The following is a 12869-nucleotide window of genomic DNA, read 5'->3' on the forward strand; positions in this document are numbered from 1 at the left end:
GGTGAACGGTGATCGCGTTTGTTGTGCGGAACGCGCGATTATGCGTGATTCAGCATGAGTCCTTCTTCCGCGGCGAGTACTTCCCCGGCGAACTCGGCGCGGGCTTCGGCTACCGAAACCGCGCGGTCGGAACCGGGCCAAAAATGCGTGAGCAACAGCGTACGGACATTCGCCGCGGCGGCGAGTCGGCCTGCTTCCGCGGCGGTCATCAGGTACCGGGGACCGTCCGGCGGCGCGCCTTGCAGGGTTGCTTCGCAGATGAGGACGTCGGCGTCGCGGGCCAGGTCGGTCAGGTGCGGAGCGGGACCGGTGTCGCCCGTGTAGGCGAGGGTGTAGCCGCGTGTGGTGAGCCGGACGCCGTAGTTCGGCACGTGGTGCGGCAGGAGCGCGGTGGTGAGCCGGAACGGGCCGAGGTCGGTGTCGGGGCCGAGGTCGTGGAGGTCGAAGTTCTCGTCGGGGGCCGGGTTGGGCTCCATCGCGGCGAGCCGGCGCACGCTGCCGGGAGTGCAGTGCAGCGGGAGCTTGCGGTCGGTCGTGTAGTGGCGGGCCCGGCCGAGTGCGCTGACGTCCGCGAGGTGATCGGGGTGCTCGTGCGTGACGACGATCGCGTCGAGCCGGTCGGCGGCGACGCGCTGGAAGAGTCGCGGGGCGGCTCCGTAGCCGAGGTCGAGTGCGACGTGGAAGTCCTCGTGGGACAGCAGGAATCCGGCGCAGGCGCGGCCGGGTTCGGGCCAGGCGCCGCAGCTGCCGAGGACGGTCAAGCGAGGCATGGCGGTCATTCTGGACCTCGCCGGACCCGCCGCGCGCGGAAAATTGTCGGACCCGGCGGGTAGCGTGCGCGGGGTGCTGATCGTCTCCACTGTCAACGTCAATGGTCTCCGGGCTGCCGTCAAGAAGGGCTTCGTCGAGTGGCTGGCCGCCACCGAGGCGGATGTCGTCGCGTGTCAGGAAGTGCGGGCTGAGGCCGCGCAGCTGCCCGCGTCCGTCGTCGCGCCGGAGGGGTGGTTCGCCGCGCATGCGCCCTCGGTCGCGAAGGGACGCAACGGCGTCTCGCTGTACAGCCGCGTCGAGCCGGACGAGGTGCGGACCGGGTTCGGCGAGCCCGAGTTCGAGGACAGCGGGCGGTACCTGGAAATGCACCTGCCCGGCGTGATCGTCGCGAGCCTGTACCTGCCGAGCGGCGACGTCGGCACCGAGCGGCAGGACGAGAAGGAACGCTTCATGGCCGCGTTCCTGCCGTACCTGGTCGAGCTGCGCGCGAAGGCGGCCGCGGAGGGCCGGGAGGTCGTCGTGGTCGGCGACTGGAACATCGCCTACGACACCGTCGACCTCAAGAACTGGCGCGGCAACCAGAAGAACTCCGGGTTCCTGCCGGAGGAGCGCGAGTGGATGGGCCGCGTCTACGAAGCGGGCTATGCCGACGTGCAGCGTCGGCTCGACCCCGAGGGCCCCGGTCCCTACACGTGGTGGTCCTACCGGGGCAAGGCGTTCGACAACGACTCGGGCTGGCGCATCGACTGCCAGCTGGCGACGCCCGGCCTGGCAGAGAAGGTGACGTCCGTGGTGGTCGAACGGGCAGAGTCCTACGACCAGCGCTGGTCGGACCACGCGCCGGTCACCGCGACGTACGACGTGCCGTTCCCGGGCTGAGCCTGGTTGTCCTGCTGGTGACTAGTGGGTGAAGCCTGCTGAGGGTAGTTCGGGTTTGTTCTGCAGGGTGATTCTGTCCGGTTTGCCGGGGACCGAGGACACTGTGCGTGGTTCCGCGCACGGCGCACGGCGCTGACCACCGACGACACCGAGACCGCAGGGGCGGCCTCGGTTACTCCCCGAGTGGGCGCTAGCCTCGGCTCCCGAGTTGATCAGATCCGACAGGTCTTGACACGCTCGGTAGTTTTCTGACCAGTAGCACGTCGAGAACTCATCCTTACGGGTGAGGCGCTCGTTCAGAACAGTCACCTCGCGGGAGGCACTCCGGTGCGCAACCCAGGCCGGTTCGTGACACGGTCCACGCTGGCTCTTGGCCGTCCAGCGCTTCGCTCGTCCGTCACCCCATCGGGGGTGCTCGGGGCGGAGTCGGCCGAGCGGACTCCGGTTCGCCGGGCTGTCCGTGGCGGGCGTTCCCTGGTCGTCGCGGGCGGGCGAGTCCTGGCAGTGCTGGCGACGGTGCTGGTCGCGGCCGTCGGGACGGGTGCGACGGCGTTCGCGGACGACAGCGTCGTCCGGGCGGAGACGACGTCGGCCGGGTTCGGGATGCTCGGACCGGTCGGCCTGGTCGCGGTGGGTTTCGGCGTCATCGGGATGGCGCTGGGCGTCGTCCGGCAGCGCCGCAAGGCCCGCGCGAAGGCACTCGAGGCGGTCGCTGCCGCGGGGGCTCTTGACGAGGAGACCCGGCCGCTGGAACCGGCTCCCGCCGCGCTCAACCTGCGGCAGTCCTAGTCAGCTGGCCGGTTCTCCGGCAGCAAGATCTTTCCCGGCCGAGCGGCGAACTTCGCCATGCTTTCCACGCCGCCGGTTGAGTCACTTGCGGCCCCGGTCGTCTTCGCCGCTCTCCCCACACCGCGGTATCGGCGACCTGAGCTGCACATCCACCCCTCAATCTCTTCGGCGACGCTCTCTCCCGAGAGCAGATACCCGCGCGGAGGGCGGCGAAACGTCCCGTCTGCCCGTCCGTCCCGCGAACCGCCGGGCCCGCGGCAGGGGCTTCTTCGCAGCCTGAAAGAATCCCGGGCGTGTCCGACGAACAGAACGGGCGCCTGCGGGTGCTTTCCGGGATCCAGCCGACAGCCGACTCCTTCCACCTCGGCAACTACCTGGGCGCCCTGCGCCAGTGGGTGCGGCTGCAGGACACCCACGAGACCTTCTACTGCGTCGTCGACCTGCACGCGATCACCGTCGAGCAGGATCCCAAGGTGCTGCTCGAGCGGACGCGGCGTTCGGCCGCGCAGTTGCTCGCCATCGGGGTCGACCCGGAGCGCAGCGCGTTGTTCGTGCAGAGCCACGTGCCCGAGCACGCTCAGCTGAGCTGGGTGCTCGAATGCCAGACCGGCTTCGGCGAGGCCGGGCGGATGACCCAGTTCAAGGACAAGGCCGCCAAGCAGGGCAGCGACCACGCGAGCGTCGGCCTGTTCACCTACCCGGTGCTGATGGCCGCGGACATCCTGCTGTACCAGACGAACGCGGTGCCGGTCGGCGAGGACCAGCGGCAGCATCTCGAGCTGACCCGCAACCTCGCGCAGCGGTTTAACAGCCGGTTCGGCAAGACGTTCGTCATGCCGGAGCCGTTCATCGTCAAGGACACCGCGAAGATCTACGACCTGCAGGAACCGACCTCGAAGATGAGCAAGTCGGCGGCGACCGGAAACGGGCTGATCGAGCTGCTCGAGGACCCGAAGCGCTCGGCGAAGAAGATCCGTTCCGCGGTCACCGACACCGGCCGCGAGGTCCGCTTCGACCGCGAGGAGAAGGCGGGCGTCTCCAACCTGCTCACGATCTACTCCGCGCTGACCGACCGGACCGTCGCCGACCTCGAAACCGCCTACGAGGGCAAGGGTTACGGCGATCTCAAGAAGGACCTCGCCGAGGTGCTGGTCGACTGGGTCACGCCGCTGCAGGAGAGCGTCCAGTCCTATTTGGACGATGTCGCCGAGCTGGACCGGATCCTCGCCGCGGGCGCGCACCGGGCCCGTGAGGTCGCGTCGGCCACGCTGGCGTCGGTCTACGAGCGGATCGGGTTCCTGCCCGCGAGCTGAGCGGGGAGTACACAAAAAAATATCCTGTGGGGGGATAAATACAGTGAAGTGGAAAACCGGGCTGTGGCCGATCGGTGTCGCGACGCTGATGCTGGTCACGTCGTGCAGCGGATTCTCCGGATCGGACCGCGAGAACGCGAAGGACCCGAACGCCGACGGCCAGACCGTGCAACGGCCGGGTTATGCGAACTCGCAGTACCCGGACCCCGCTCCGATCAAGGAAAAGGCGAACCCGCAAGCGGTCCAGATCGGCGGCAAGCCGGTGATCCAGGCGTGCAACCTGCTGACGATTGCCGACCTCGTCGCGCTCGGGATCAAGGTCGAATCGCGGCCGGACCCGAACGGGGCCGTCTTCGAGCGCCGCTATCTGGTCGGCGACGGTTCGGGACCGCTGCGGTCGTCTGAAAACACCTACGCCAAGGCGCTGACCTCGGGCGTGAACCACTGTGTGTACAGCCTGCAGGACGACCAGGGCAATCAGACGTACGAGGAGCTGGCGGTCGCGGTATCCCAGCCGGCGTACGTGCCGACCGTGAATACCAAGCCCTACCTCGACGACGCGGACCCCAGCCTGACCGTCGGCCCGGTGAAGATCTTCTCGAAGCGCCGCACGACGGACAGCCCGTCGGACGCTGCCGGCGACGCCGTACTGGTCCTGGGGGACACCCTGGTCGACTTCGACTTCCAGCTGAAGGCGGACAAGAACGCGGGCAAGCTGCAGGACCTCGGCAAGAAGCTCGCCGAGAACTTCGCCAAGCAGGTGAGCGCGCCGGCCGGGGCGAACGTCATCGGTTACGACAGCGCGGCGTTCCCGAAATCGGTCGCGCAGCCCTGCCCGATGCTCACGCCCGACGCGGTGACCCCGGCGATCGGCGCCGAGGCTTCGCCGATGGTCGCCGAAACCCCCGCCACCGCGGTCGGCGACATGTTCATGACCAACAGCACCCAGCACAACTACGTGCAGATCGACTGCGAACGCGGCACCGGCCAGGACAACGGCATCGACCGGCGCGCGCTGCACCTGACCGCGATCAGTTTCCTCAGCGAAGACGCGGCGAAGAGCTACCTCGGGTCCGCGCCGAAGGACGGCCAGTCCACGCCCGCCCAGGTCGGGGACGAGGGGCAGGTGCGCAGCAAGGGCCAGACCAACGGCGAGGTGCTGTTCCGCAAGGGCCGCTTCGTGTTCAAGCTCTACCTCGCCGACCACAACGCCGCCCCGAACGGCATCAGCGGCGCGGACGCGACCCGGCTGCTGGTTCCCGCCGCCCAGAAGATGATCTCCGCCTTCCACGAGCAGTAACCGCGCGGGCACGCTCGCGTTGCGGGGCCCGGTTGCCGTGGTTAGCGTTTTCCGGTGGCGAAAGAGACCGGTGACAAGGAAAAGCTGCTGCCCCGGCTGCGGCGGAAGTACCCGTGGCTGGATCACCTGATCCGCGCCAACGATTCCTTCAACGAAAACTACGGCAACCATTACGCGGCGGCGATCACCTACTTCAGCGTGCTGTCGGTGTTCCCGATCTTCATGGTGGCGTTCGCGGTCGTCGGCATGGTGCTCGGGCACAACACCGCGGTGATCGACCAGATCACGCACGGGATCGACAGTTCGGTCCCCGAAGGCCTGCGCGGCCTGGTCAAACAGATCACCGACACCGCGCTGAGTTCCGGCAGCGGGATCGGGATCTTCGGGTTGCTGCTGGCGCTCTACTCCGGCGTCGGCTGGATGGCCAACCTCCGCGACGCCCTCACCGCGCAGTGGGGGCAGGATAAGAAGACGGAACCGTTCGTCAACAAGACGATCAAGGACCTGCTGTCGCTGATCGGGCTCGGGCTGGCGCTGGTCGTGTCGTTCGCGATCACCGCGGCGGGCAGTGGCTTCGGCGAACTGCTGCTGGAACTGGTCGGGCTGGAAGGCCAGGGGTGGGCGAAGTTCCTGCTCCAAGCCGCGACGATCTTGCTCAGCCTGATCGCCAACGCGCTGGTGTTCCTGTGGGTGATCGCCCGGCTGCCCCGGGAGCACGTCGCGCTGCGGAGCGCGGTCAAGGGCGCGATCTTCGCCTCTGTCGGGTTCGTGATTCTGCAGCAGGTCGCGACTGTGTACCTGGCTAGCGTCACGAAGTCGCCGTCGTTCGCGTTGTTCGGGCCGGTGATCGGCTTGCTGGTGTTCGCGAACCTGGTGTCGCGGTTCCTGCTGCTGGTGACGGCCTGGACGGCGACCGCGCGGGAGAATCAGCGGCGCGTGGTGCAGCCGCCCGCTCCGGTGCTGCTGGAGCCCCGGGTGACGGTGCAGCACGGGCTGGGGCTCGGTTCCGTGGCCGGTGCGTTCAGTGCCGGTGCGCTGCTGGCGTGGCTAGGCAGGCGGAAGGGCTGACACAAAAGGGCCTCCTTGAGCGAATCAAGGAGGCCCTTTTTTCCTCGGCTGGCTAGGCGCGGGCGTTGCGCTTCCGCTGGTAGCTGATGACGAACCCGGCGATGATGATCAGGAGCACCACCACCGTCAGCACCCAGCCGGTCGTTCCGAACGGGTCCGGTTTCTCCGCCGCCGCGGTCGTCGCGCCCGCGGGGGTGACTTCCTTGTCCGACATCGGGGCGGCCGAGTCGGTGCTCAGCGGCCGGTAGGCGATCTGCCCGACCGGCTGTGCGCCGTTCTTCTCCAGCGCGAAGCCGTAGTCGAGCAGTTTCGCCGCCTGGTCGACCACCTTCGTCGGACGCTGTTCGGCCCGCATCATCACGATCGCGAGGCGGTGGCCGTCGCGTTCCGCGCCGCCGACGTACGTGTGCCGCGCGTCGTCCGTGAAGCCCGTTTTCCCGCCCAGGAAACCGGGGTACACGCCGAGCAGCTTGTTGTCGTTGAACACCGGGATCGGCGGCTTCCCGTCGATCGCCGGGATCGTGTACGCCTTCGTCGCGACCGCCTTGGCGAACTCCGGCTGCTTCATCGCGTAGTGGAAGACGAGGCTCAGGTCGTACGCCGAGGTCGACATGCCCGGTCCGTCGAGACCGGACGGGGTCGCCGCGCGGGTGTCCGTCGCGCCGATGCGGGCGGCGAGCGCGTTCATCTTGGCGACCGCCGCGTCCACGCCGCCCAGCGCCGTCGCGAAGGCGTGCGCCACGTCGTTGCCCGAGTGCATCAGCAGGCCGTGCAGCAGCTGGTCGACCGTGTAGTGCCCGCCCGCGGTGATGCCGACGCAGGTGCACTCCTGCTCGGCGTCCTCCTTCGTCGGGACGATGACCTGGTCCGGCTTCAGCTCGGTGACCACCACCAGCGCCAGCAGCGTCTTGATCAGCGACGCCGGCCGCTCCCGCGCGTGCGGGTCCTTCGCCGCGACGACCGCGCCGGTGTCGAGGTCCTGGAGGACCCACGACGCCGAGGTGTCGCCAGGAGGCAGCGCGGGCGCGCCAGGCGGGAGGACCGGGCCGCAGCCGCCAAGGAGGTCGCCGCCGACCGGCTGGGCGGGCACCGGAAGCGGCGGCGGGACGGGCTGGCCCGGCTTCGGCTTCTCCGAGGTGTCCACCGGCGCCGGCGGCACGGCGTGCTCGGTGCATTGCTCCGCCAGCGCCGGTGCGGCGAGGGCGACGGGCGCGGCGACGGCTACGAGGGCTGCGGCGAGTGTCGCGGCGAATGCTCGCAGCGACCGGGCGAAAGCGGGGTGCACCCACGCAATCTAGCGCCGATGGTCCGGCGGCATACTCGAGACATGCGCATTTCACGAGGTACAGCGATGGCCTTGTTCGCTTTCGGCATCTGGTCCTGGATCATTTGGATCACGTTCGCCAAGAATCTGTGGGCCAGCAACCAGTCGTGGGCGCCGGACGGTTCGCCCACCGGGTACTTCATCGTGCACGCGGTGCTGACCGTGGTTTCGTTCGTGCTCGGCACCGCGATCGGGGTGCTCGGCTGGCGCGGCATCCGGGCGACGTCGCGGGATCGCGCCAACACCTGATCCGGCGAAGCGTCCTTTGGTCGGTGGCGGGGCGCGTCCGGGCTGGCTTAGTTTCGGGCGACCGACCATGGAGGCTAAATGTCCCGTTTACGTCGATTGCTCGTCCCGGTCGCGGTAGCCGGCGTCGCCGCCGGTGCGGTGGCTGTGCCAGCGTCCGCCGCGCCCGCGCCGTCGTGTGACACCACCAGCACCCAGTACAGCTACGTCGTGCTGTACCAACCGGGCGAGAAGCAGCGTTCGGTCGACGCGGAGCTGACCGCCAAATGCGGCAAGCGGATCGCGTACTACCCGGAGATCGGTGTCGCGGTCGCCAGCTCGCGCAACGCGGACTTCGCCGACCGGATCGGGGTGAAGCGGGCGTATTCGGGTGGCAAGGACGTCGCCGCGAAGGCCGCCGCCCGCGCCGGACTGCGTTCGGCGGTCGGGATGCTGGAGCAGACGGAGAGCGTCGCCGCCGGTAGCGATTTGTCGACTCAGCAGTGGGACATGCGGGCCATCCACGCTCCCGAAGCGAACAAGATCAACCCCGGTTCGCGGTCGGTCACCGTCGGCGTGCTGGATTCCGGCATCGACGCCAAACACCCGGCGCTCGCGAACGCGGTGGACGCGAAGTCGTCGACCGGCTGTGTCACCGGCGCGCCGGACGCTTCCGCGTGGACCCCGACGAACTCCGACCACGGCACGCACGTCGCAGGCACCATCGCGGGCAAGGACGCGTCGCGCGGCTTCACCGGCATCGCACCGGGCGTGCGGCTGGCGTCTGTGAAGGTCGTGAACGACGACGGCTACATCTTCCCGGAGGCAGCGGTCTGCGGCTTTGTCTGGGCCGCACAGCACGGTTTCCAGGTGACGAACAACAGCTACTACATCGACCCCGGGATGTTCTACTGCCGCAACGAGGCGGGCGACGCTGCCGCGTACGAGGCCGTACGGCGTGCCGTGACTTACTCGACGCAGCGCGGAACTCTCAATGTCGCTGCGGCGGGTAACTCGGGCTTCGATGTGCGTACGCAGACCGTCGATCCGAATCGTCCGCACAAGATCGATTCTTCGTGCGGCATCCTGCCCAAGGCGATCGACGGTGTGGTGACGGTGTCTGCGGTTGGTTACGCGGGGACGAAGGCTTACTACTCCAACTACGGCTCGGTCACTGTTACTGCACCGGGCGGCGATTCGGGCCAGGCTCCGCCTTCGGGGCAGGGCGCGGGGTGCCCGCTGTCGACGATTTTCAACGGCGCTTACGGGACTAAGTGCGGTACCTCGATGGCTTCGCCGCATGCGGCTGGGGTTGCGGCGTTGCTGGCTTCTACGCACCGGAACGCGCCGCCGCGGGCGTTGGCGGCTTTGCTTACGGCGGAGGCGGATCCGGTGGCTTGTGATGTGTCGGCGTGTGAGGGGCCGAAGCAGAACAACTCGTACTACGGACGCGGTTTGGTGAACGCGCTGGACGCGGTTCACTGACGCACGTGAGGGGAACCCTGAGGGAATCAGATTCCCTCAGGGTTCCCCTCACGTACTATCCCGCGGGGCGCAGGGAAACCGGTGGGCGAGGGCGGATCTCGGCGGCACGGTATGCGTCGCTGAGCTCGTTCAGAACTGCTTTTGGTTCGGTGCGCAGACGGGACGGCAGAGTCTGCACAACGGTGATGCCAAGCGCCGCGTAGCGAGTATTTCGATGCAACGTTCGTGCGTAATCAGCCGAACGAAAGTGAAATTCCACCGAGTCGATCTCCCATGCCAGCCCCACGTCGTCCCACCAGAAGTCAGGTCGCCCCGCGTAGTGGCCCTCTTGGTCGTAAAGCGCGGCATTCTGATGGGTCGGCGGGCGCGGAAGGTTCTTGGCCAGTTTCTGAGCCTCGGCTTCGGCGACGGACCGGATATCCGACCATTCGGCGAGCAGCCGACGGGGGATCGCGGTGCCCCGTTTGGTGCCGCGGTCCAGCTCTCCCGCCAGAGCTCGCGGCGCGCAACTGCCTCGCTGGACCGCTTCGATCAGGATGCGGCTGACGATCTCGGGGTCACGTACGCGCCGGACCAGATCCGTGGTGGCTCTGACCGGGGGCGCGAGCGGGATGCCATTGCGCAGCCACGGTGCCGGGAGGTGCCTCGTCCGTTCGATGATCACGAACTCAGCGCTGTTGAGCTTTTGTCGATGCGGAACCAGCAGGTGGATTTGCCGAGGGCTCTCCGGCTCCGGAAGACGCATGCCGTACCGGAGGCAGGCTTCTTCGCCGGTGACGATCGCTGATTCCCCCGCGTACAGCAAGGCTGCGTGCACCAGCTGGTCAGTCGTGGGGTCGTTGTTGTGCAGGAGGATGACTCCGGGCAACAGCCGTCGCCATGGTCCGCCGGGCAGGCATCTTCGATAGATGACCCTGCTGTTCATGCCCAGTGATTCCAGCGTCATCGCGCGGATCGCTTGGTGAGTGCTGTGCTGCGCGAGCATTTCGGGGTGGGCGGCCCACCGGCCTCGTTGTTTCACCCAGTTAATGCTGCCGCGCCCGGGGGACTTCGGGGCTGCCCAGGGCTGATCTGTGGACAGCCCGCCGACCTGTGGACAGCTCGGCTAAACAGCCGTGAGGGGAACCCTGAGGGAATCAGATTCCCTCAGGGTTCCCCTCACGTACTTGAGATCAGACGCGCTTGAAGAGGAGGGCGCGTTTTACTTCCTGGATGGCTTTGGTCACCTGGATGCCGCGCGGGCAGGCGTCGGTGCAGTTGAACGTCGTGCGGCAGCGCCACACGCCTTCACCGTCGTTCAGGATGTCCAGCCGCTCTTCGGCGCCCTCGTCGCGGGAGTCGAAGATGAAGCGGTGGGCGTTGACGATCGCCGCCGGGCCGAAGTACGAGCCGTCGTTCCAGTAGACCGGGCAGGACGACGTGCAGCAGGCGCACAGGATGCACTTGGTGGTGTCGTCGAACCGGTTGCGGTCGGCCTGGGACTGGATCCGCTCGCGGGTCGGCTCGTTGCCGTAGGTGATCAGGTACGGCTTGATCGCCCGGTACGCCTCGAAGAACGGGTCCATGTCGACGTAGAGGTCCTTCAACGTCGTCAGGCCCTTGATCGGGGCGATGGTGATCTCGGTCTTCTTGCCGTTCTTCTCGAGCAGGTCCTTCAGCAGCACCTTGCAGGCCAACCGGTTGATCCCGTTGATCTGCATCGCGTCCGAACCGCACACGCCGTGCGCGCACGAGCGGCGGAAGGAGAACGTGCCGTCGATGTAGTCCTTGACGTAGAACAGCAGGTTCAGCACGCGGTCGGTCGGCTGCGCAGGGACGTCGTAGGACTCCCAGTGCGGCTCCTGGTCGACCTCCGGGTTGAACCGCAGGATCTTCAGCGTGACCTGGATCGGCGTGTGCTCGTCGGACGCCTTGGAGGAAGGCGCTTCAGGGGTGGCCGTCGTCATCAGTACTTCCGCTCCATCGGTTCGTAGCGGGTGAAGGTGACCGGCTTGTAGTCGAGCCGGATGTCGGACGACAGCCCCTCGCCCTGCTTGTAGGCCATGGTGTGCCGCATGAAGTTCGTGTCGTCGCGGTTCGGGTAGTCCTCGCGGGCGTGCCCGCCGCGGGACTCCTTGCGCGCGATCGCGCCGACGACCAGCACCTCGGCCAGCTCCAGCAGGAAGCCCAGCTCGACGGCCTCGAGCAGGTCGGTGTTGTACCGCTTGCCCTTGTCCGCCACGGTGATCCGCTGGTAGCGCTCCTTGAGCGCCTGGATGTCGGTCAGCGCCTGCTTCAGCGTGTCCTCGGTGCGGTACACCGACGCGTGCGAGTCCATCGTCTGCTGCATTTCCTTGCGGATGTCGGCGACGCGCTCGTCGCCGTGCTCCGACAGCAGCAGCGCCAGCTGCTCCTCGACCAGGGTGGTCGGGTTCTCCGGCAGCTCGACGTGGTCGTGCGCCAGCGCGTACTCCGCGGCGGCGATGCCCGCGCGGCGGCCGAACACGTTGATGTCCAGCAGCGAGTTCGTGCCGAGGCGGTTCGAACCGTGCACCGACACGCAGGCGACCTCGCCCGCGGCGTACAGGCCCGGGATGACGTGCTCGTTGTCGCGCAGCGCCTCGCCGTGGATGTTCGTCGGGATGCCGCCCATGACGTAGTGGCACGTCGGGAACACCGGCACCGGCTCCTTGACCGGGTCGACGCCCAGGTAGGTGCGGGAGAACTCGGTGATGTCCGGCAGCTTGGTCTCGAGGACCTCGACCGGCAGGTGGGTCACGTCGAGGACGACGTAGTCCTTGTTCGGCCCGCAGCCGCGGCCCTGCAGCACCTCCTGGACCATCGACCGGGCGACGATGTCGCGCGGCGCGAGGTCCTTGATGGTGGGGGCGTAGCGCTCCATGAACCGCTCGCCGTCGGCGTTGCGGAGGATGCCGCCCTCGCCGCGCACCGCCTCGGAGATCAGGATGCCGAGGCCGGCGAGGCCGGTCGGGTGGAACTGGAAGAACTCCATGTCCTCCAGCGGAAGGCCCTTGCGGAAGATGATGCCGAGGCCGTCGCCGGTGAGGGTGTGCGCGTTCGAGGTGGTCTTGAAGATCTTGCCCGCGCCGCCGGTGGCGAACACGATCGACTTCGCCTGGAACACGTGCAGTTCGCCGGTGGCCAGCTCGTAGGCGACCACGCCGGTGGCGATCGGGTTGCCGTCCTCGCCCTCGGACAGGACCAGGTCGAGCACGTAGAACTCGTTGAAGAACTCGGTGCCGTGCTTGACGCAGTTTTGGTACAGCGTCTGGAGAATCATGTGCCCGGTGCGGTCCGCGGCGTAGCAGGCGCGGCGCACCGCGGCCTTGCCGTGGTCGCGGGTGTGCCCGCCGAACCGGCGCTGGTCGATCTTGCCCTCGGGCGTCCGGTTGAACGGAAGGCCCATCTTCTCCAGGTCGAGGACGGCGTCGATGGCCTCTTTCGCCATGATCTCCGCGGCGTCCTGGTCGACCAGGTAGTCACCGCCCTTGACGGTGTCGAAGGTGTGCCATTCCCAGTTGTCCTCTTCGACGTTCGCCAGCGCGGCGCACATGCCGCCCTGGGCCGCGCCGGTGTGGGACCGGGTCGGGTACAGCTTGGTGAGGACCGCGGTGCGGGCGCGCTGACCGGATTCGATGGCCGCGCGCATGCCGGCGCCGCCCGCGCCGACGATCACCACGTCGTACTTGTGGAACTGCATAGGGAAAGACTCCGC

General features: G+C 67.8%; 12 protein-coding genes. 7 read left to right on the plus strand and 5 right to left on the minus strand.

Features of this window, described 5'->3' with window-relative positions:
- Window positions 1-38: 38 nt before the first annotated feature.
- Window positions 39-770: an MBL fold metallo-hydrolase gene (locus tag PUT80_RS10090; protein ID WP_275291720.1), complete on the minus strand. Its 732-nt coding sequence runs from the start codon at window positions 768-770 to the stop codon at window positions 39-41.
- Between the two features lie 64 nt (window positions 771-834).
- On the opposite strand from PUT80_RS10090, the gene PUT80_RS10095 reads away from it, so the two are divergent.
- The 5 genes from PUT80_RS10095 to yhjD all read left to right on the plus strand — a co-directional run bounded on the left by PUT80_RS10095 (window position 835) and on the right by yhjD (window position 6120).
- Window positions 835-1650, plus strand: coding sequence for an exodeoxyribonuclease III (locus PUT80_RS10095; protein WP_037816421.1), 816 nt, complete (start codon window positions 835-837; stop codon window positions 1648-1650).
- Window positions 1651-2061: 411 nt separating this feature from the next.
- Window positions 2062-2439 carry a hypothetical protein gene (locus PUT80_RS10100; protein WP_275291721.1) on the plus strand — a complete coding sequence of 126 codons (378 nt, stop codon included), beginning with the start codon at window positions 2062-2064 and terminating at the stop codon, window positions 2437-2439.
- Window positions 2440-2732: 293 nt separating this feature from the next.
- Entirely contained in the window at window positions 2733-3752 is a 1020-nt protein-coding gene (trpS, locus tag PUT80_RS10105) for a tryptophan--tRNA ligase (protein ID WP_037816158.1), read from the plus strand.
- A gap of 43 nt (window positions 3753-3795) precedes the next feature.
- Entirely contained in the window at window positions 3796-5052 is a 1257-nt protein-coding gene (locus PUT80_RS10110; RefSeq protein ID WP_275291722.1) for a hypothetical protein, read from the plus strand.
- A gap of 54 nt (window positions 5053-5106) precedes the next feature.
- Complete coding sequence (gene yhjD, locus PUT80_RS10115; protein ID WP_275291723.1) at window positions 5107-6120, plus strand: inner membrane protein YhjD; 1014 nt, start codon at window positions 5107-5109, stop codon at window positions 6118-6120.
- A 52-nt stretch (window positions 6121-6172) separates the two neighbouring features.
- Here the strand turns inward: yhjD and PUT80_RS10120 are convergent, their stop codons facing one another.
- Window positions 6173-7405 carry a D-alanyl-D-alanine carboxypeptidase family protein gene (locus tag PUT80_RS10120; protein ID WP_037816155.1) on the minus strand — a complete coding sequence of 411 codons (1233 nt, stop codon included), beginning with the start codon at window positions 7403-7405 and terminating at the stop codon, window positions 6173-6175.
- Between the two features lie 42 nt (window positions 7406-7447).
- Between PUT80_RS10120 and PUT80_RS10125 the strand changes: the two genes are divergently transcribed.
- Window positions 7448-7693, plus strand: coding sequence for a hypothetical protein (locus tag PUT80_RS10125; protein WP_037816154.1), 246 nt, complete (start codon window positions 7448-7450; stop codon window positions 7691-7693).
- 78 nt (window positions 7694-7771) lie between these two features.
- Window positions 7772-9154 (plus strand): S8 family serine peptidase, encoded by a 1383-nt coding sequence (locus PUT80_RS10130; RefSeq protein WP_275291724.1) that lies wholly within the window; start codon window positions 7772-7774, stop codon window positions 9152-9154.
- A gap of 55 nt (window positions 9155-9209) precedes the next feature.
- Here the strand turns inward: PUT80_RS10130 and PUT80_RS10135 are convergent, their stop codons facing one another.
- The 3 genes from PUT80_RS10135 to sdhA form a co-directional block, all read right to left on the minus strand.
- Window positions 9210-10175, minus strand: a complete 966-nt coding sequence (locus PUT80_RS10135; RefSeq protein ID WP_275291725.1) for a hypothetical protein — start codon at window positions 10173-10175, stop codon at window positions 9210-9212.
- 151 nt (window positions 10176-10326) lie between these two features.
- Window positions 10327-11100, minus strand: a complete 774-nt coding sequence (locus tag PUT80_RS10140; protein WP_037816151.1) for a succinate dehydrogenase iron-sulfur subunit — start codon at window positions 11098-11100, stop codon at window positions 10327-10329.
- Window positions 11100-12854 carry a succinate dehydrogenase flavoprotein subunit gene (sdhA, locus tag PUT80_RS10145; protein ID WP_275291726.1) on the minus strand — a complete coding sequence of 585 codons (1755 nt, stop codon included), beginning with the start codon at window positions 12852-12854 and terminating at the stop codon, window positions 11100-11102. The genes PUT80_RS10140 and sdhA overlap by 1 nt, the downstream gene beginning before the upstream one ends.
- Between the last annotated feature and the right edge of the window lie 15 nt (window positions 12855-12869).

Source organism: Amycolatopsis sp. La24 (genome assembly GCF_029087445.1).
GTDB classification, from domain to species: domain Bacteria; phylum Actinomycetota; class Actinomycetes; order Mycobacteriales; family Pseudonocardiaceae; genus Amycolatopsis; species Amycolatopsis nivea.

Excerpts from the sequence above, each read along its gene's own strand:
- PUT80_RS10090 (WP_275291720.1), bottom strand. The coding sequence starts at position 770 with ATGCCTCGCTTGACCGTCCTCGGCAGCTGCGGCGCCTGGCCCGAACCC.
- PUT80_RS10125 (WP_037816154.1), top strand. The coding sequence starts at position 7,448 with ATGCGCATTTCACGAGGTACAGCGATGGCCTTGTTCGCTTTCGGCATC.
- PUT80_RS10130 (WP_275291724.1), top strand. The coding sequence starts at position 7,772 with ATGTCCCGTTTACGTCGATTGCTCGTCCCGGTCGCGGTAGCCGGCGTC.
- PUT80_RS10140 (WP_037816151.1), bottom strand. The coding sequence starts at position 11,100 with ATGACGACGGCCACCCCTGAAGCGCCTTCCTCCAAGGCGTCCGACGAG.
- sdhA (WP_275291726.1), bottom strand. The coding sequence starts at position 12,854 with ATGCAGTTCCACAAGTACGACGTGGTGATCGTCGGCGCGGGCGGCGCC.